This window comes from Pseudomonas sp. FBCC-B545, assembly GCF_059134095.1.
Genome location: NZ_CP101441.1, coordinates 1,990,048 through 2,010,951, shown reverse-complemented (window position 1 = coordinate 2,010,951; position 20,904 = coordinate 1,990,048). Strand labels below are relative to the sequence as shown.

Annotated in this window: 10 protein-coding genes; 4 read left to right on the top strand and 6 right to left on the bottom strand. The window is 59.0% G+C overall.

The window, feature by feature from the left end:
- Positions 1-942 carry an oxygen-dependent tRNA uridine(34) hydroxylase TrhO gene (gene trhO / locus NMB39_RS09280; protein ID WP_043047608.1) on the bottom strand — a complete coding sequence of 314 codons (942 nt, stop codon included), beginning with the start codon at positions 940-942 and terminating at the stop codon, positions 1-3.
- Positions 943-1,265: 323 nt separating this feature from the next.
- On the opposite strand from trhO, the gene NMB39_RS09275 reads away from it, so the two are divergent.
- From NMB39_RS09275 to NMB39_RS09265, 3 genes are read left to right on the top strand one after another with little or no spacing between them, the layout of a single operon-like run.
- Complete coding sequence (locus tag NMB39_RS09275; protein ID WP_494339380.1) at positions 1,266-3,617, top strand: Tc toxin subunit A; 2,352 nt, start codon at positions 1,266-1,268, stop codon at positions 3,615-3,617.
- 36 nt (positions 3,618-3,653) lie between these two features.
- Entirely contained in the window at positions 3,654-8,531 is a 4,878-nt protein-coding gene (locus NMB39_RS09270) for a Tc toxin subunit A-related protein (protein WP_494339381.1), read from the top strand.
- Complete coding sequence (locus NMB39_RS09265; RefSeq protein ID WP_494339382.1) at positions 8,528-13,048, top strand: SpvB/TcaC N-terminal domain-containing protein; 4,521 nt, start codon at positions 8,528-8,530, stop codon at positions 13,046-13,048. Before NMB39_RS09270 ends, NMB39_RS09265 begins: the two co-directional genes overlap by 4 nt.
- Positions 13,049-13,103: 55 nt before the next feature.
- Here the strand turns inward: NMB39_RS09265 and NMB39_RS09260 are convergent, their stop codons facing one another.
- The 3 genes from NMB39_RS09260 to NMB39_RS09250 all read right to left on the bottom strand — a co-directional run bounded on the left by NMB39_RS09260 (position 13,104) and on the right by NMB39_RS09250 (position 16,759).
- Positions 13,104-15,803 (bottom strand): RHS repeat domain-containing protein, encoded by a 2,700-nt coding sequence (locus NMB39_RS09260; RefSeq protein ID WP_494339383.1) that lies wholly within the window; start codon positions 15,801-15,803, stop codon positions 13,104-13,106.
- Positions 15,804-15,940: 137 nt separating this feature from the next.
- Positions 15,941-16,234: a BolA family protein gene (locus tag NMB39_RS09255; RefSeq protein ID WP_057025482.1), complete on the bottom strand. Its 294-nt coding sequence runs from the start codon at positions 16,232-16,234 to the stop codon at positions 15,941-15,943.
- Positions 16,235-16,240: 6 nt separating this feature from the next.
- On the bottom strand, positions 16,241-16,759 hold the full coding sequence (locus NMB39_RS09250; RefSeq protein ID WP_003236690.1) for a DUF2059 domain-containing protein: 519 nt from the start codon (positions 16,757-16,759) through the stop codon (positions 16,241-16,243).
- A gap of 196 nt (positions 16,760-16,955) precedes the next feature.
- Between NMB39_RS09250 and NMB39_RS09245 the strand changes: the two genes are divergently transcribed.
- The gene (locus NMB39_RS09245; RefSeq protein ID WP_464006377.1) at positions 16,956-18,338 is read left to right on the top strand and encodes a class II fumarate hydratase; all 1,383 of its coding nucleotides are present in this window, start codon (positions 16,956-16,958) and stop codon (positions 18,336-18,338) included.
- Here the strand turns inward: NMB39_RS09245 and NMB39_RS09240 are convergent.
- Both NMB39_RS09240 and NMB39_RS09235 read right to left on the bottom strand, forming a co-directional pair.
- On the bottom strand, positions 18,335-19,291 hold the full coding sequence (locus NMB39_RS09240; RefSeq protein WP_494339384.1) for a DMT family transporter: 957 nt from the start codon (positions 19,289-19,291) through the stop codon (positions 18,335-18,337). The genes NMB39_RS09245 and NMB39_RS09240 overlap by 4 nt on opposite strands.
- A gap of 177 nt (positions 19,292-19,468) precedes the next feature.
- On the bottom strand, positions 19,469-20,653 hold the full coding sequence (locus NMB39_RS09235; RefSeq protein WP_494339385.1) for a thiolase family protein: 1,185 nt from the start codon (positions 20,651-20,653) through the stop codon (positions 19,469-19,471).
- Positions 20,654-20,904: the final 251 nt, after the last annotated feature.

Here is a 20,904-nt window from a genome sequence, read left to right as displayed (position 1 = left end):
TCAGGCCTCGGAAGGGGTTTGCTTGTAGTTGAAGCCAATCGGGTGCGGCATGTTGCGGGCCTTGGCCAGCTCAATCTGCTTCTGGCGGTCAATCGCGCTGCGACGGGTCTTCTCCGGCAGCTTATCCCAGCAATGGGGGCAACTGATGCCGGCCACATAATGCTCGGATGCACGGTCCTCGATGCTCACCGGTGTGCGGCAGGCATGACATTGATCGTAGTCGCCTTCGCTCAAGTCGTGGCGCACGGTGACACGGTTGTCGAACACAAAGCAGTCGCCCTGCCATTTGGTCTCTTCCTGGGGCACTTCTTCGAGGTACTTCAGGATGCCGCCCTTGAGGTGGTAAACCTCATCGAAACCTTCGCTGAGCATGTAGCTCGAGGCTTTTTCGCAACGAATGCCGCCGGTGCAGAACATGGCGACCTTCTTGTGCCTGGCCGGGTCGAAGTTGGCTTTGATATAGTCGGGAAATTCGCGAAAACTGGTAGTTTTCGGGTCGATTGCGCCCTCAAAGGTACCGATGGACACTTCGTAGTCGTTACGGGTGTCGATCAACAGCACTTCCGGATCGCTGATCAACGCATTCCAGTCCTTCGGATCGACATAGGTGCCGACCTTCTTGTTCGGGTCGACGCCTTCAACGCCCAGGGTCACGATCTCTTTCTTGAGCTTGACCTTGGTGCGGTAGAAGGGCTGGTCGTCACAGTAGGACTCTTTATGGTCGATATCGACCATGCGGGGGTCTTTTTTCAACCAGGCCATCAGGCCATCGATGCCTTCGCGGCTGCCGGAAACGGTGCCGTTGATGCCTTCTTCGGCGATCAGCAAGGTGCCTTTGATGCCGTTGTCGACCATCGCCTGCAACAGGGGCTCGCGCAGGGCGACGTAATCTTCGAGGGTGACGAACTTATACAGTGCCGCCACGACAATCGGTTGAGTCATGGGTGTTGTCTCCAGGTGGCTACCCTCGTAAGGGGTGAACCGGATGCAGAAAAATGCAGGCCAAGCCGCGCGGCGCACATTCTAGCAAAACCACAACACCACTGCATCGACACTCAGTCACCGATATTTCCCTGACTCGCTCACGGCATTGGCTGACCTCGGGCCGTACAGCCTGCGTGATAGCGTCTTGCGTCGTCCATTGGATCCACCTTTGGGCTCACAGGAAGATCGATGACATGGAAACTTCAAACCGTTCGTTATTGGCCAGACTAGTTGAACGGCCCGTCCCTCCAGGTGTTGGGAAGGTCGACTTCAGCAGCGCCATGAATCAACTCGGCTTCACCAGCGTCTTCGACATCGTCGAGATGCCCAAGGCCGAGTTCATCCGTCAACTGGCCCGCTACAATGATGACGATGGCGCCCACGCTTACGAAAACGCGTTGTCCTACACCACGCAATTGCAATGGCTGTACGACCAACAACCAGTCAACGCCCCCCCAGCCTCCACGCGTAGCAAACGCGACCTGGGATCCAACGTACCCAGCCTGCTCAACGAGGATTGGGGGAACGTCTGTAATCCCGATGCCATCGCCGCTATCGACTCACCGGTTGCCTACCTGCGCACACTGTTTCTTTTTGCAACTCAGCTTGAAAACAACGGGACGGGAACGCAACACAAAATCCTCCTGAGCCAGCGGCGCCCGGACCTGAAAAACTTACTGATTGACCACGACACGACCTTTGCCCAGCGCCCGCTGCTGACGCTGATCGATGACCTGTTGCGCAACCAGATCAAACACCATCACCCGCAAGAGGAGTTGCCCCTGCTGCTCAGCAAGCAACACTACCCCTTGACGCTGCCTTATCACCATCATCACCTTCAATGCCGCCTGGGGCTGTCGGGAACCCAACACGCCTTGGGCGAATTGAATTATCGACTCAGCAAGCGGCTGCCGTTTGACGACACCGGCAACGCACTGTACGGCACGGTCAACACGCGCAATGGTGACGCGCAATGCCTGCTAAGCGAACTGAATCCGCAGCAGCAACAACTGTTGACGCAACCACCCGTCACGCAAAGCACACTGTTTGAAACCTACTTTGGCAGATCCCGTGCACCGGCAAACATTGACGACTTTTTGAAATGTACAGCGCTGGACAGTACCCAGTTGCAAGCCCTGCTGGCGCACAACAGTTTCGCCCCCCATGCCTCCCGCTCGGCGCCTAAACAAACGTTGCTGATCTATGGTGCGCGTTATGTCAATGGCACAGACCGTCTGCCCAAGCTGGAAGTCGGCCACGCCGACGGCGGGAAAATTGCGACACTACTCAATACCAGCCCCGACCGGTTCGACCGTCTGCATCGGATGATCCGCCTGCAAAAGTGGGTCGATCTACCGTTTGCCGAACTGGATACGCTGATCGTCAGCGCCATGGTGCTTGAGGGCACCGCCAACGCCGCTCTTCAGATAAGCCACACCACCCTGCGCGCACTAGGTGTCTACCGCTACCTCCGTGGGCGCTACCGGCTCAAGCCGCTGGAGTTTGTGGCGTGGCTGGATCGCCTGCCCGTACAGGCCAGCGCCAACGAGCAACCCTTATTCGATCAGGTGTTCAATCGCACACTGTTGTCCGGGCGACCACTGGCGCTGGACGACCAAGTCTTCGATTCGCATACCCGCCAGCAGCTTTGCGCCGCGTTGGCGTTGAGTGACACCCCGGATTCGCTGCAACTGCTGACAGACGTGCTCCCCACCCCTGTCCTCAGGAACCTTGTCACATACTCCCGGATCTATCGGCTGGCACGTATCGCCCAGGTTTTCGGCCTTTCTGTGCTGCACTGCAAACAGCTGGCCGACGTGCTCGGCCCGTCCACCTGGAGCAAGCTGGCCACCCCCACATTGAGCACCGAGATGGACTTTCTCGATGTACTCATGCAGTTGGACTGGGCCGTCACCTGGCTCAGGAACAGTAACACCAGCGTAACGCAGTTGCGCCAGCGACTGCTGCTGGAACCCGCCACTGATAACCCAGCGCTCAAGCGCTGGGTCGACTTACTGCCAAAGGGACTTGAGGCTTGCATCCAACAGTTCCTGGAAAAACCGGCGCCGGCCCTCTACAGCAATGAGCTTAAGCTTTACTACAACCTACATTTCAAAAAAACGCAGACTGAGCCCAACCACCTGATTCTGCTGGCGCCGGACATCACCACGCTGTTGCCGTTGCCAGTCAACAGCGCCTCACTGCGTCAATTACTGATCAACCCCCACTGGCTGGACAGCAAAAAATCCCCCACGGAACTGGTCGAGCTGAACCTGGGCACACTCTATCTATTGCAGCGTTTCAGAGACTGCTGCGATACGTATGGCCTGGCACAGGACAGCCTCTTGGCGTACTTCCAGAGCGCCAACAGCAACGGGCCTCAACCCCTCGATACCCGGCTAAGCCAATGGTTGGGGTGGGACGAAAAAGAACTGCGGGTACTCACTGAGACCTTGCCCACAGGCGCGGTCAAGTCCATGGACCAACTGGATTGGATCATGCGCTGTCGACAAGCCTGCACCATCACCCGGCTCTCCAGCCAAACCCTGCTCAACACCAGCGAACTGGATAACGCCAGCGACTTCAATCAATGGAAGCTCGTGGGCGAAGCCATCATCGCCGCACATCAATAACCGCTTACTCTCTACCAGCAGACTCAAGGAATGACCATGTCTGAGCCCCTCGACCAGCGCCTCAATGAAGCCTGGCGTGATGCCATGCTGAGCTACTATCTGGCTCACTGCATCAGCCCCGCCCTTAAAGACTCGTTGCGCACACCCAGCGACCTGTACGACTACTGGCTAGTGGACGTACAAGTCAGCCAAGCGGTGCCAACCAGCCCGGTCGCCAGTGCGATCACCAGCCTGCAGCACTACATCAACCGGATTCACTCGGGCCTCGAACCAGGTTATGAAACCCGGGGCATGTCGGTTCACGAAACCCTCGCCTGGCAGAAGTCCCTGCACAGTTACCCCCTGTGGAGCGCCAGCCAGCAACTGCGCTATCACCCGCAAAACTTCCTCGACCCCACGCTGCGCGAGGACAAGAGCCAGAGCTTCGAGCAATTGGAAAACGAGCTCAACCAGCATCGAATCCAGCCTGGCACCCTGCAGAACGCCGTACAAGGCTACCTGTCACGGTTCGAAGAAGTCGCCAACATTCAAACGCTCAATGGCTACATCGATGGCAATGTCAAACAGTGGAATACCAGCACCTACTACTTCGTCGGCAAATCCACCAGCGATGAGCTCTATTACTGGCGTTCGCTGGACCTGTCCAAACGCTCCACCGTCAAGACCGAGGGACCTGCGCCCCTGGCCTGGACAGACTGGACACCGATCAACCTGACGTTTTGCGCCGATACGCCCGCCCACAGTATTCGCCCCGTAATGTTCAATCATCGGTTGTTCATTGTTTGGGCCGAGAGCATCAAGCCCGCCCCCTACCAATCCTTCAAGGCACCGGGAAACGGCAATGGTGAGTATGAGAACGACGACAACGACGAAAAACAACGCCAGGCTGAGTGGCTGAACAGCCGGTTCGTGAAGTTTCGCCTGTGTTTCTCCTATAAAAAACTGGATGGCACTTGGAGCCTTCCGCACACGGGCCTGGAAGAGCACTGCGTTACGCGGGGCATCAACGCACTCACGTCAGCGCAACTAATCAGCCTCACGCAGACCGTTGCCGTGGTCGATAGCCGCTCCCCTCACACACTGTTCCTGGGTATAAGGGCCAATACGCTCAATCATGGCAGCGGCCAAATGGGCGAGTTCTTCCAAGCCATCAGTGTCGATCAGTCATTAGGGATAAAAATCGTCGCTTGCGCGGGCAGCCCTGGCCGATACAAGATCGTGCCGGGCTCAGAAGTTGCCCAGGAAACCGTGAGGTTGCTGGAAGCCTATGAGTCCACAAAAAATACCCCACTGCAGACCGCTTTGTTGGGCGGCGTCGATCAGGACAACGTATTTTCCAGCGTGTTGCTCCCCTCGTTCGCCCACCAATACTTCCGTCTGTTTTTCGATATAAACAAGGACAACTTACAATTCAAGACTCACGTAGCGCAGGGAGAGGACAAAAGCACGGTAGTCCTGGAAGCTCACCCCCCCCAAATAGAAGATCAACAGAAGTGGAACTTTGAATCCAAAAGCACCGATATAGTCGTAACCGATACTGCCAGCAAAAACTTTGATCCCGTCACCAACGAGTTCGTCTTCACCTCGAAAATCGCCAAGCCCTTCCTGCAGACGTACAGCATCACCCTTGCCTCCCATTACGCGCAGATGAGCATTACCCTGGTCACCAACTCTGCGTTGCATGACCCGGCTTTATCCGAAGTTGAACTCATCAGCGGCTCGGTCCTGAGGATCGACTGCGCGATATTCCCCGAAGTGAAGGCTACGTATCACTCGATGTTTTTCAAAAACCCCAGGAGCGGAAAAAGCTATTCCAACGCCATTTATGACAAAGGCTCCATATTATTTAGCCTCGACAAAAAAGAGACGATAACGAGGAACGACTTGAGAAGAGGCTATGAAGGTCAATCCTACACCGCCTTTGAATTCTCCCTGGCCGGGAAGCTTCTCAACAAAAATGCATTCCTGCACTTATATACCCATTATCAGGATCCCTTCCTGACGATACTCGACCGCTACAGCGGCTATAACCTGCCAGGTGACGAGACCGCCAACCAAAAACTGCACTTTGTGAATGACGTGAGGCTAGAGTCCACCAACACTTCCGCGCCCATTTTGCGTTTCTACAAGCACGTCATCATGCAGTCCAAACTCACAGACGTGCCGACTCCGCAAGCCATCAACAACAACACCGCCCAAATCCTCAACTACACGGACACCGAACACGAAAGCCTGGCGGGTGCCTCCCCCGAATTAGCAGCCGGGCATTTGGCGAGTACACGGATAACGTTACCCAGTGAGCAACCCGCATCAGCCATCACGGTGATCCATGGGGTCATCACGCTTGAGAGCCAAGAGTATAAGGTGAAGGTTCTCGGCTATGCGCTCAAGGCAGTCAAATGCTCCCTTGCCACATCCGTTGCCGTTGACAAGTCTGCGCATTCTCCGCGTATCACGCGCCAACAGCAAAATACCGGAGAGACAACCGAGTACATTGATTTTTCCACAAGCTTCGCCCCGGCTATCCCAGCCATTCGACTCAATACCACCGTTGCGAGTAAATTGACGCAGACTGCCAGGCTCGGCTTCGACCCATCATTTTTACGTTCCCCCGAGGACTGGACAGAACCGGCGCTGGACGCAGGTGCCTCCCCCGAGCCTCTGGATTTTCAGGGTGCCCACGGTAAAAGTCTGCGCGAACTGTTTATCTATTTACCCTGGACCATCGCTCATTACTTCAACCAGCAACAGCAATACGCTTACGCCGAAACCTGGTTGCACTACCTGTTCGACCCTCACCACCCAAACAAGGGCGCTCTCGGCGCGCTGCCAAGCAACCCCATAGAGCTGAGCTACGCCTGCCAGCACCCCGAGAGCCCGCATTACCGGGCGCTGAGTTTTCCGATATACCTGCGCAAAGCGTTGTACCACCTCAATGTGGATATTTTGATCAACCGGGGCGACGCGGCTTATCGCCAACTGAGCCCCGACAGCCTGGCCGAAGCCAAACTCTGGTACATCCAGGCGCAGAACCTGCTCGGCATGCGTCCGACGGTCACGCGCGCCGATACCTGGACGTCGCGTGATCTGAACGCACTGGCGACGACATCCTCCCAGGCAATACGCCGGTTGGAACATCAACCCGAATACACCTCGCTATTGTCCCAGCAGTGCAAATTCACCGGGCAACACGCCTGGTTTACAGACAGCCCCTATTTATACCGGCCGTTGAATACGCAACTGGTAGCACGCTGGGACACATTGGAGAGTCGCCTGCACGGGCTACGCCATCATCTGGATATTTCCGGCAAGCCTTTACGCCAGACACTCTTTGCGCCCCCCTTGTCCCCTGCCGCGTTGCTGACGCGCAACGCACCGGGCGCTGCGGGTGGCACCAGTGCCTATCTACCGAGCCGTCCTGAAGTGGGTCACTACCGGTTCCAGGTCATGCTGGGGCACGCTTTGAGTGCGGTCGACAGCCTGGCGCAGTTCGGCACCACGCTGCTCACGCTGATCGAGCGCAAGGAACAGGCGCATTACCTTGAGGTGCAACAGCAAAACGCCTGGCAGTTGGCCGAACTGGTGCTGACCCAGCAGACCCAGGCCCTGGCCATCGATGAAAAAAACAAAGACGCGCTGCGCCGCAGCCGAGCAATCGTCGAGGGGCGATTGGACTTCGTGACGCGTCAGTTGCGTGAAGGTATCAGCACCGGTGAAATTTCGGCCGGCCAGCACTATCTGGAGAGCGCCGCGTGGGAGAGAAAAGTCGCAATTGCCGGGATGGGCGCCGGGGCCGCCATGCTCGCGCCCAATATCTTCGGTACGTCGTTCGGTGGCATGCGTTTTGAGGGCGCATTCCATGCCTTCCAGGCCTTCGCCCAGGGTGAAGCCAACACCGCTCGCGCCAACGGTAATGAACTGGAGCGCATTGAACAGTTAAATCGTCGCGCTCAGGAGTGGGCCCATGCCGAGCAACAGGCCCGCCTTGAACTGGCCCAGATCGACACCCTGCTGCTGGTGCATGCCGAGCAGGAAAAAGCCACTCGCCTGCAACTACACAGCGCCCACACCGCATTGAGCCAGGCCAAGTCCGCCTACCAACTGCTCGGCATGCGCTTTACCGGAGCACAACTCTATCAATGGCTCACGGCACAACTGAGCACGTTCTATTACGCGCTGTATGACAGCGTCCACTCCCTGTGCCTGGCCGCTGAAGCCTGCTGGCAGTATGAGACCGCCGACAGCCGACAGTTCTTTCAAGGTGGGGCCTGGCATCACACATCCCGCGGACTGTTAAGTGCCGAAAGCTTGAAACTGAACCTGGTAAAAATGAACACCGCGTACCTGCAACACACGCCACGCGAGCTGGAAATCAGCAAAACCGTGTCACTGCGCCATCGTCTGATCGAGTGCCTGGTCACGACCGACAAACGCCCCCCCGAAATCACCGCTCCCGCCAAAACCTGGGCTGAGCATAAGGCGCAACTGGTAAGCAGCGGTACGATCAGTTTCGCCCTGACTCAAGCGTTGCTGGATGAGGACTACCCAGGGCACACCCTGCGCCGCATCAAGCACGTCAGCGTCTCACTACCTGCCTTGCTGGGGCCTTATGAAGACATCAAGGCAACACTGACCCAGACCCGAAATGAAATCCAGATGCCCGACGGCACCACCAGGACCGACTTCAGGGCACACCAGCAAATCGCCTTGTCACGCGGGCTGGACGACGACGGCCTGTTTACCCTCAACTTCGACAACGATCCACGTTACCTGCCGTTTGAATACACCGGGGCAGTGTCGTGCTGGCGCTTGAACTTTAACAATGCGCTGCAACAAAAAGCCCTGCTTGAATCCATCACCGACATCATTGTCCATGTGCGCTATACCGCAAGGCCTGGCAGGAGCGATACATGAGCAACCCAGCCAATGAATCGCCCCTGAAGGTGCCTTCGCTGCCCAATGCCGGCACCGTCATCGAAGGGGTCGCCAAAGGCTGGGGCAACGTGGGCGCCGATGGCACGGCGACCTTCGAGGTTGCGTTGCCGATTTCCACTGGCCGTGGTTATGCACCCACGCTGTCATTGACCTATCAAAGCACGGCGGGTAACAGTGCGTTCGGCTTCGGCTGGGACGTCAAGCCGGGTGCCGTCACACGGCGCACCCAGCAGGGCGTCCCCCATTACACCGCAGCCGATACGTTCCAAGGCCCGGATGCACAGCACTGGATGCCCGAACGCACCACTGAGGGCACGCTTGTACAGACGCCGCGTGATCATTTTGACCAGGTGCCGCTGGGACGCCACTACCTCGTCACGCGCTACTTTCCCAGGGTCGAACAGCGTTTCGAGCGCATCGAGCATTGGCACTCAGACGGCGACGCCGCCGGGTTCTGGCTGATCCAGGCGGCTGACGGCAGCCGGCATGTCTACGGCAAAACCTACGCGGCGCGCATCGCTGACCCCGACAACCTGAGCCATGTGGCGCAATGGCTGCTCGAGGAAAGCCTTAACGCCCATGGCGAGCATATCGGCTACCAGTACCTGACCGAGACCGATACCGGCACTGGCCCCCATGACTGCCGAGCCCAGCGTTATCTGCATAAAGTGTGTTATGGCAACGTCAAGGCCAGGGAAAAAGAGACACTGTATCTGCTCAAAAGCGACGACCTTTCCAGTCAGGCATGGCATTTTTACTTGCTGTTCGACTATGGCCAACGCAACACCGCCAGCGACGCGCTGCCTTCCTATGAGGCCCTCAACCCGTGGCTCTCACGCGAAGATGCGTTTTCCAGCTTCATCTTTGGCTTTGAATTACGAACACTGCGCCTATGCCGGCAAATCCTGATGTTTCACGCCTTTGCGGATGAGCCCGACATGGGCCCCAGCCCTATACTGGTCAAGCGCCTGAGGCTCGAACACTACACCTTTCGCAACGGGCTCAACACTCTGCTCGCGGTCTACGAGCAGGCCGTTGATGCCCAAGGAACACTCACCAGCCTGCCGCCGCAAGAATACCTGTATCAATCCTCCAGCCTGAAACTGGATACCCGTCGCTACCAGCGTTTTGTTGACGTGCCGAGCCTCAATGACGGCCAGCGCTATCAACTGGTGGATCTATACGGCGAAGGCGTGCCGGGGATCCTGTATCGTGGTGATCAAGCCTGGTATTACCGCGCACCTCAGCGGGCCGAGGCGTCCACAGGCGACCAGGTGGCATACGCTCCTCCTCAAGAACTGCCTGCTATTGCGGTGGCCGACCGTTCACGCCCGGTCTATCAGGCCTTGCTTGATATAAATGGGGACGGACGTCTGGAATGGGTGCTGGCCCGACCGGGTATGAGCGGCTTCTTCAGCCTGGCCCCCCAGCGCAAAGAAGCGGGTTTCGTACGGTTCGACGCGTTCCCGGTGGAGTTCTTACACCCCCATGCGATATTTGCCGACCTGATGGGCAGCGGGTTGGCTGATCTCACGCTCGTGGGCCCGCGTAGCGTGCGCCTGTATGCCAATCGGCAAAGCGGTTTCGGGCAGGGCGTCGAGCAGGCGCACAAGGTTGACGGCGATGACTTGCCGTCCTTCACCCGTTCTTCCGCCGACTGGGTCGGCTTCAGCGACATACTTGGCAGCGGCCAGCAGCACTTGGTGCGTATCCGTCACAACGAAATCAAATGCTGGCCCAATCTGGGCCATGGGCGGTTCGGCAAGGGTAGAGTGTTGGCTGCCCTGCCCTTCAGAGAAACAACCTTCAACGCCGCCAACGTATTGCTGGCCGATCTGGATGGCTGCGGTGCCAGCGACCTGCTGTACCTGACGACCGATGAAGTACGCATTTTCGCCAATAAGGGCGGCAATGGCTTTGCCACAACCCCCTTGGTATTACCGTGGCCATCCGGCGTACAGTACGACTCCCTGTGCCAGGTGAACGTGGCGGATCTGCAAGGTAATGGTTACGCCAGCCTGGTCATCAGCGTCACGCACCCGCATCCGCGCCATTGGCGCTACGATTTTTTTGATCGCAAGCCCTGTTTGCTCAGCGGTACTCACAACAACCTCGGCGCGCAAGTCGAGGTGCGCTATCGCAGCAGCGCCCAGGAATGGCTGGACGAGAAACAGCAATGTCAAAGTGAAGACAGGCCTGTGGTTAGCCAGCTGCCATTCGCGCTCAACCTGATTAAACACCAGGAATGGCGCGATGAGATCAGCCATCAGCGACTGACTCAGCGTTTCAGCTACCGTCAGGCGTATTACGATGCCGATGAGCGCGCCTTCCAGGGTTTCGGCTTGTTGCTGCAAACCGACGAAGAAACCCGCGACAGTGAAGTTTCTGTAGCAGGTTCGCAAACCAAGCGCTGGTTTCACACCGGCCAAGCGCTGGACATGCCCCAAGACCATTACAGCCGCCATGACGCCGACGCCACCAAACTCGGCCCCACATTGCTGGCCACACACGATGCCCCCGAACAGCCGCAACCGACCGACCACCACGACAGCCTGATCGCGTCGCCTACGCCACAGGAAGCACGGGCAGCAGCCTACGCGCTCAGGGGCCTGCCGGTACGGGTGGAGGTGTTCGCCCTTGACTCGGCCGAGCGCACACCCTGCTCGGTGCAGCAGTACCGCTATATGGTCCGTCGGTTGCCCCAGGCTGGCTCACACCCCAGGCCACGCATGCTGCCGCTGACGCTGGAGTCCGTACACTATCAATACGAACAGGTGCCCGATGATCCGGTCTGCGAACACCAGGTCAACCTGCGCTGGGACGCCTATGGCAGCCTGGTCCACAACGTCATTGTGCACGGCGCGCGGCGCAAGGCCGCCCGCGATGCGCCTGCGGCACTGCTCAAGGATGAGCATCAGCAACAATGGTGGCGTGATACCCACGACCCGGCTCAGCAGGTCTTTTACCTGAGCGAAACCTTGGCGCAATGGATTCATCTATCAAACGACGACCAATGGCGATTGGGTTTGCCCTATCGTCGACGCGACAACGCCTGGACCCTGCCCAACGGCCAGCCACCTGCCGGGTTGAACACGACGGCGATCAACTACGAGACGTTGATCAACCGGCTGTCAGGGCCGCTGGGGCCGCAGGCACCACGCGAGCTGAGCGGCTTGTCGATCCAGTACTATCGTGAGCCGGGCGGCAAGGGGCTGACCCTGGCCCCTGGAACGGCAACCTTCCAGGGGCTGGCTGATTATCAAGAAACCGCGGAGCTGGCCCCTGACGCGCTGCAGGCGCTGGAGAGCATTCCCGACATGCCGGGCCAACCCGCCGAAGACCTTCCGAGCCGGCTGCGCCGAATCGGCTATCGCCCCATGGCGGTGTTTTTCCATGCCAATGATCAGGAACGCCAAGCCCCTTCCCTTTGGTCGATCCGCCGTCAGTTTCCACGCTACTTCAACGCCAAGCACTTCTATCGCTTACGCACCTGGCGTCTGACGCTGGCCGAGAACGAAACCACGCTGACCTATGACACTTACGGGCTTCAGGTCATCCAGGTGAAACAACCCGATGGCTGCATCACCCGCGTCCAGCACGACTACCGTCTGCTGCAGCCGATCAGTATCACCGATCCAAACGGCACGACCGAGCAAGCCCTCTACGATGGGTTCGGTCGTTTGATCGCGACCAGCATCCAAGGGCAAGAATCGGGAAAGTCCATCGGTTTCGGGCAATTGTCAGCGTATCGCAGGCCGCTAGACACACCTATTGAACTCGCAATTCAAACACCCGCAACCCTCCTGCGCGAAGCGGCCAAAGCCTGGCTCTACGACGCGTTCAGTTGGATGGGCTCGATTGCCACCACAGACAGGCAGGCGGACTGGGTCACTCAGCGCTACCTTTTGCCCGACGGGCATATACGCGCCACCGCCAGGTTGCGCTTGAAAAAAAAGGCCAGCACGTTGAGTGCGAGTGAGAAAGCCTTGTCTGACTTGATCCAAAAGGCCAGGCGCGAACCCGCACGAAGCCTGATGCTGGCCGCTGATCGCTATACCGACGATCAGGAACAGCTCATCCACATGACCCTGGTCGCCCAGGACGGCTTTGGCCGCATCTTGCAAAGTAAACAGAAAGCCGAGCCGGGGCCGGCCTATGCCGTGGACGACAAGGGTGACCTGAGGGTCAAAAACGGCGCCCTCCAGACGGTTCAGGCTGACCCGCGCTGGTGCGTCAACGAGCACAACGAATACAGCCCCATGGGGCTGATTATCCGGGTGTATCGCACCTATTACGCCGATCATCACAGGTACATCGACGGTAACCCCCTGCTGCACAGCGACACACAGTTTCATGACGCCCTGGGGCGGCCCGTGCGTACTCTCACGGCCCGAGGGGGAATGCGACAAACCACCTACTGGGCCTGGTACACCGTCAGCGAGGATGAAAACGATACCTGGGAGCCGCCTCCGACAGAGCAAACCTCTAAACCTTAACCATGTAACCACCGTGGCCGACGCCGTTGAGGCACCGCCACGGTGATTCGTTCAATCAGCGTACCGCCCGCCTTGAAGCCCTGGTACTGGCGGGTTTATAGCTGCGCCACGCGGACGAGTTGGACTCCCAAGGCGCATCGACCCGCTGTTGGCGCCGATAGAACGTCACGCGGCCTGCCAGTTGCTGTCGATGCCGATAAAGCCAGCGCAGTTCCGAACCTGTGGCAGAAGACTGAGACTTATCGATCACCAGATTCAGGTCCAGATCATCAAGAGCAAAATGCACATGACGCATGCTTTCAGGGGCCGTCAGGGTCTTCAATGACGACTTACTGATGCGGCTGACCAGCTTATGCTGGAAGTCAATCAAGTCCACGTCTATGTAGTCTTCAAGGGTGCGCTCGAATGAATAGTCGCCAGACGCAAGATCACTGACAAATTTCTTCGCGAACTCCCGGTTGGCGGTGGTCGATGTACAGCCCGAATACTTCGCCACAACAGCGCCATAGAACTGTCGTGCGACCTGTACGCCTTGCTCACTGATCGTTTGCCTGTACCTGGCCTCGCTCATCCTGCCGAGCCCGTACCGAACGTGCACACTGACGCTTTCTGCCAGCGCCGCCGTTGCCGGCCCTATTTCATCAATTCCGACATAGGCGGCCATGATGTCTCCACGTGCCGTCAGCTTCGACCAGAAGCTACGATAGATACGCACAGTATTCGCCAAGCCGAAAAGGATATCGCCTCGACCTGGTTGGAATTGCTCGCCGAACAACGTTTGCCCACCATCGGCATCCCTGAACCGCAAGGGATTGCCCAGCGCCATCACATACAGATTCAAGCCATCCACGTCACCCAGTGGGTCCGGACTGATCCAGCGTTGCAGCCACGGCGCGTAATACCGATATCCGTAGTAATACAATCCTGTCGCGTCGCGCTCCTTACCCGCGTGGCGGCGAACCTTATAGTTGGCTCGCTGCGTATCGTTGGTAGCCCACCACGCCGTCATGCCATAAGGATAGTAGTGCTCCTGGCTCAGCAACTGCGCGTGTTCGTCCAGCTCCAGTAAATTGCTACTGAGGTGATCGAGGATGCTGAATTGCAACTGCTCGGCGCTCATATCGCTGGGGCGACCGTGCTCCCATTGCAACACCGTGACACGACCACCGCCCGTATCAATCTCCAGCACGTTCAAACGCTTGCCAGGTTGTACATGCAGGTGCAAACCCGGCAGGTAGCATGTCAATTGTGTATGGGGTTTACCCGCGACCCGTTGGCTTCTGATCTTGACAGCCCGCTGGCCCTGGCCGTCGTAGAGGTAACTTTCCACATCAGGATCACCCTGGTCACGCCGCACCTGGGTGGCATGGGTGAGTTGATTACGCACGTTCCAGCCTAACTGTTGGCCGCCGCCCAGCGCTTGCTGGTTACCGTTGGCATCAAACATCGTCGCCCAGTGTTGCGCCGCACCGTCAGTGACCGACAAGGCGCGATTGCTGCCCACCGCTACACTCATGTCCCGGGTATACCCTGCGCCACTGCTCGCCACATGGCGCAGGCGTGTCAGGTTGCCATGCTCGTCGTAGGTATAATGCTGGGTGTAATTGCGCCAGAGTCCGTCGTCGGTTGCACCAAACGCCACCCGCCCCGGGGCTGCCTGACCACCGCTGCCAGCAGCATTTTCCCGACCGCTGGCCTGGGTTAACTGGTAAAGACTGTCGTACTGGTAACGGCTGACCGCATCAATGCGCGCATTGCTGTGCCATTGAGTCGGCTGGGCCTGGTCGCTGAGGCTGAGGATATTACCGACCGGGTCGTACTCGTACACAAGGTCCTGTAAAGGCTGGGCGGCCTCGCCCTTGCGATACACCGTCAACTGCAGCAAACGGTTATCCTCAGCGGCGTATTTCGCCACCTTGGTGACTTCATTGCCCAGCCGCTCGGACTCCACCAAGCCGCTGGCGTTGTACACCCGCTGGTTCATCAACACTTGGCGTGTGCCCTCACGCAGGGTCAGCGCAACCTCCTGCAGCCAACCTTGTCGCCCATAGCGCCAGTGCCGGCGATTGCCCCTGGCGTCGATCTGCTCCAGCAGCGCCCCCAAGGCATCGTAGCGCCAGGTCGTGGTATGGGCTTTGGTTTCCAGCTGTTCAGCTTGATTGTCATCGCTCGATGGCCAGTCAACTGCCGAAGTGTCCATGCGAAACCGTCGAGTCTGCTTGATGACGTTCCCACCGATCCCGTACTCATCCATCAACACAACACCGGCCGGGTCCGCATGACGAATCAGCCGTCCACAACGGTTGCCGGCCACCTCGGCTGCCCCATAGGCCAGGCGCTCTACACAACGCGGCCGTGGCTCATTCGCAGTCTGTTCAAATACTGCCACCGGGCGTAGCAGACGGTCGTAGCGTTGCTCCTGGTGGGCTTGACGCGAATCCCAGGTGTGCAGCGGCTGGCCCGCTTCGCCGCGTAATATCAGGCGCCAGCCGGCATCGGCGCTCTCGGTGCGAACCGCCTCGCCCGACAGACTTAAAATGTTCGATTGTGATGCCGCACCACCAGCTCCGCGCGCACATTGCCGCGGGTCCCACTGACTGGACAAAAAACCATTGGCCCCAAAAACCTGGCGGGTAACCCGTGCCTGCGGAGTCTGGGTCACGCTCTGGCGGTGATATTCAACAGTACGTACAGCCAGTCCGCGAGGATCCGTGGCCTTCAAGATAGGTGTATTTCGATGGATGGAAGCAGACATGACCTCAAGACCTTATTGCTGGATAAGTAGTCCTGAAAGCCTAGGGATGAGGTGTGGAGAAAGGTGGTGCTGGAGGATGTTTTGTGTATCCAGGTACTGGCATCGCCCCGACCCGCTCGCGCGGGCCGGGGCTGCGCTCAATGCCCGCCGGCGCAGGTCGGCGAGGCCGGGGCTGCGTCGATTTTCGCCCATTCATCAGGCGTATAGGTATGCAGCGCCAACGCATGAAACTCGCTCATCAGGTCACCCAGGATGGCGTAGACCTTCTGGTGGCGCTTGACGCGGTTGAGCCCCTCGAACTGCGAGCTGACCAGCACGGCCTTGAAGTGGGTCTGCAACCCACGACTATGCATATGGCTTTCATCCAGCACGTTCAAGTGTTGCGGCTCCAGGGCGGCGAGCGCCGTTTCGATACGCTGTTGCATGGTCATTCCTGCTTACTTCTTCTTGGCCGGTGCGGCGGCTTTTGGCGTCAGCTCGTTGGTCATGTCTTCCAACAGCTTGTTCACCACCGGCACCGCGCTTTCCAGCTTGGCCTGGGTCATCTGGGCCGATTGCTGGGTCAGTTGTGGCATTTTTTCCAGGACTTTCTTGCCCAATGGCGACTGGTAGAAGGCGACCAGGTCCTTGAGCTCCGACTCGCTGAAATTGGTGGTGTAGAGCTTGACCATGTCCGGTTTCAGCTTCGGCCAGCCGATAGCCTGGTCCAGGGCGGCGTTGGCCTTGGCCTGGTAGCTGTCCAGTACAGACTGCTTGGCGGCAGGCGCCTTGGTCTGTTCGAAGCGCTGGGCGAACATTTGCTGCACTTGCATGTACACCGGGGTCCCCAGCTTGTCAGCATGGGCCAGGGTAAGGAAGGCTTCGGCACTGGCGTTGTGGCTGGCGGTATCGGCAAAAACCTGGCCGCTGGCGCAAACCAGAGCAACCGCGGTACAGATGGCACGAAGACGAGTCATCGAGTTTCCTTTTCTAGCAGGCGAGGTAAGACCCCAAGGGCGACCATTCTGCGCCTAAAAAACCTCAGGGCTCAACCCCACCCCTACGCAGGCCCTGGTTTTGCGGGGCGCGAAGACACAAATGTGGGTTTAGGGAACCCACGGCGGTCGCCAGGGCCTAAACTGACCAATCACGACTGGATAAGGAGGGTGCCCGATGAGCCGTATCGAAACCGACAGCCTGGGAGAAGTACAGGTCCCTGATGATGCGTATTGGGGCGCGCAAACCCAACGTTCGCTGGTCAACTTCGCGATTGGCGAGCAACGCATGCCGCTGGCGGTATTGCATGCCCTGGCCATGATCAAGAAGGCCGCCGCCCGGGTCAACGATCGCAACGGCGACCTGCCCGCCGATATCGCCCGGCTGATCGAACAGGCCGCCGACGAGATCCTCGAGGGTCAACATGACGACCAATTCCCCCTGGTGGTCTGGCAGACCGGCAGTGGCACCCAGAGCAACATGAACGCCAATGAAGTGATCGCCGGTCGCGCCAACGAACTGGCCGGCAATAACCGCGGCGGCAAGAGCCCGGTGCATCCCAATGATCACGTCAACCGCTCCCAGAGCTCCAACGACTGCTTCCCTACTGCCATGAGCATTGCCGCAGTGCAGGCGGTGCATCAGCAGTTGCTGCCGGCGATCGCAACCTTGTCCGGTGGCCTGGCGGAGCTGGCTGCACGGCATATGAAGCTGGTCAAGACCGGGCGCACCCACATGATGGACGCCACGCCGATCACCTTCGGCCAGGAACTCTCGGCGTTTATCGCCCAGCTCGATTACGCCGAGCGAGCGATCCGCAGCGCCCTGCCCGCCGTGTGCGAGCTGGCCCAAGGCGGCACAGCGGTGGGCACCGGGCTCAATGCACCCCACGGCTTTGGCGAGGCGATTGCTTCCGAGCTGGCAGCGTTGTCGGGCTTGCCCTTCGTGACCGCGCCGAACAAATTCGCCGCCCTCTCCGGCCATGAGCCGTTGGTGACCTTGCACGGCGCATTGAAAACCCTGGCCGTAGCGTTGATGAAAATTGCCAACGACCTGCGCCTGCTGGGTTCAGGCCCACGGGCCGGCCTGGCCGAAGTCAAGTTGCCGGCCAATGAGCCCGGCAGTTCGATCATGCCGGGCAAGGTCAACCCGACCCAGTGCGAAGCCCTGTCCATGCTGGCCTGCCAGGTGCTGGGCAACGACGTGACCATCGGCATGGCGGCCAGCCAAGGGCACTTGCAGTTGAATGTGTACAAGCCGGTGATCATCCACAACCTGCTTGAATCGATCCGCCTGCTGGCCGACGGCTGCAACAACTTCCAGGAGCACTGCATCGCCGGTCTTGAGCCCGACGCCGAGAAAATGGCCGAACACCTGGAGCGCGGGCTGATGCTGGTCACCGCACTCAACCCGCATATCGGCTACGACAAGTCGGCAGAGATCGCCAAGAAAGCCTACGCCGAAGGGCTGACACTGCGCGAAGCCGCGCTGGAGCTGGGCTACCTCACCGACGCCGAGTTCGACCAGTGGGTACGCCCGGAAAACATGTTGGGTAACTAAGCCATCATACGCAGCCGCCGGGCCTTGAGCCCGGCGAGCAGCGACGGCGCCAGGGCGACTGCAGCCGACCCCAAGACCACCACGAATGCGCCGAAGTAGCCCAGGGCGTTGATCTCTTCTGCCTGGACATAATCCGGCCACAGCCACGCCGCCAGCGCGACTGCGACAAAGGTCACCAGCGGCGTCAACGCCAGGGTTGCACTCACCCGCGACGCCTCCCAGTGGGCCAGCGCTTCGGCAAACGCGCCATACGCCACCAGCGTATTCATGCAGCACGCCAGCAACAACCAGCCTTGCAGCGGGCTCAACTGCAACGCTTCCAAGGGGTGCGCCCACGGCGTGAGCAGCAGCGCGCAGAACAGGTAGATCACCATCATCACCTGCAAGGAATTCCATACCGTCAACAATTGCTTCTGGCCCAAGGCATAGAACACCCAGATCGAGGTGGCCAGCAGGATGGTCAGCACCCCGGCGGTATAGGTGCCCAGGGACGTCAGCAACTCCACGAGGCGCTGATTGAAAAACAGGCCGAAGCCGATAATCAGCACCACCAGGCCGAGGACCTGCCCCAGGCTGAAACGCTCCTTGAAGACAAACACGCTGGCGATCATCAGGAAGATCGGGCCCATCTGCACCACCAGTTGAGCGGTGCCGGGGCTGAGCATCTTCAGGCCAACCAGATACAGCACGTAGTTACCCACCAGCCCGCACACGGCCATGGCCACCAGCCAACCGCCCTTGGGGCCGAGCACCTTGCGGCTGGGCAGGCGCTTGGTGACGGCGAGGTACACAAACAAGCAAGTGCCGGCCACTGTGAGACGAAACCAGGTGACGGTGATCGGGTCCATGACCTGCAGGACCTGCTTGAGCTTGATCGGAAGAATGCCCCACAGAAACGCGGTCAGCAGAGTCAGCAAGAAACCGTAGACCCAGCGGCCGGAAGAGATGTGCATGAGCGCCCCAAAAAAAGCCAGAGGTGGAGGAGCCGCCATTCTAGGGGTAAGTGACCAGATTCGGATACGCGGATGACCAAATGTGGGAGTGGGCTTGCTCCCTATAGCGGTGGGTCAGCCAACATCAATGTTTGCTGGGCCGACGTCTTCGCGGGCAAGCCCCCTCCCACATTTTGATCAGCGTACGGCTTCGAAGAGCCCGGTAGCGCCCATACCCCCGCCCACGCACATGGTGACAATCCCATAGCGCAAATTACGTCGTTGCAGTTCGCGCACCAGATGCCCCACCTGCCGCGACCCGGTCATGCCGAACGGGTGGCCAATGGAGATCGAGCCGCCATTGACGTTGTACCTGGCGTTATCGATTTCCAGGCGGTTGCGTGCATACAGACACTGTGAAGCAAAGGCTTCATTGAGCTCCCACAGGTCGATATCTGCCACCTGCAAGCCCTTGGCCTTGAGCAGCTTGGGCACCGAGAACACCGGGCCAATGCCCATCTCATCCGGTTCGCAACCGGCGACGGTAAAGCCACGAAAAAACGCCTTGGGTTTGAGCCCCAACGCCAGGGCTTTTTCCAGGCTCATCACCAGGGTCATCGAGGCCCCGTCGGAGAGCTGCGAGGAATTGCCCGCCGTCACCGAGCCATCTTCGGCAAATACCGGCTTCAAACCGCTGAGACTTTCCAGTGTAGTGTCCGGGCGGTTGCAGTCGTCGCGGTCCACCACGCCGTCGAGGATCTGCACTTCACCGCTGTGCTTGTCCTCGACCTTGTACTTGACCGCCATCGGCACGATTTCATCATTGAACAAGCCATCGGCCTGGGCCTGGGCAGTGCGCTGCTGGCTCTGCAGGGCGTAGATGTCCTGCTCCTGGCGGCTGACCTGATAGCGACGGGCGACGATTTCGGCGGTCTGCCCCATGGGGAAGTAGATGCCCGGCACCTGCTCTTTGAGCAGTGGGTTGATCAGGTTGTCGGTGTTGACGCTCTTCATGGTCAGGCTGATGGACTCCACACCGCCAGCGACAATGATGTCGCTGCAGCCCGAGGCAATCTGGTTGGCGGCGATGGCAATCGCCTGCAAGCCCGACGAACAGAAACGGTTGAGGGTCATGCCCGCCGTGCCGGTACCCAGTTGCGAGAGCACCGCCACATTACGCCCGATGTTATAGCCCTGGGCGCCTTCGTTGGAGCCGGCGCCGACGATGCAATCCTCCACCGTGGCCGGATCGATGCCATTGCGGACCAGCAGCGCATTGACGCAATGGGCCGCCATATCATCGGGGCGGGTCTGGTTGAACTTGCCACGAAAGGACTTGGCGAGGCCGGTTCGCACGCTGTCGACGATCACTACTTCACGCATGGGCTTACCTCGATCTTGTGGTTGTGGATCGAGGATAGAGCCAGGCCCGGTCGGCTGCGATGATCATTCACTGCGTAAATGCAAAAGTATGGGGCCAACACACGGCCTACCTGATGTGTGGCGATCCAATGTGGGAGGGGGCTTGCCCCCGATAGCGGTGGGTCAGTTGCAAATGCAGGTACTGACAGCCTGCTATCGGGAACAAGTCGAATCGTCGCACCGCCCCTCCCACATTTGGACCAATGTTTGAT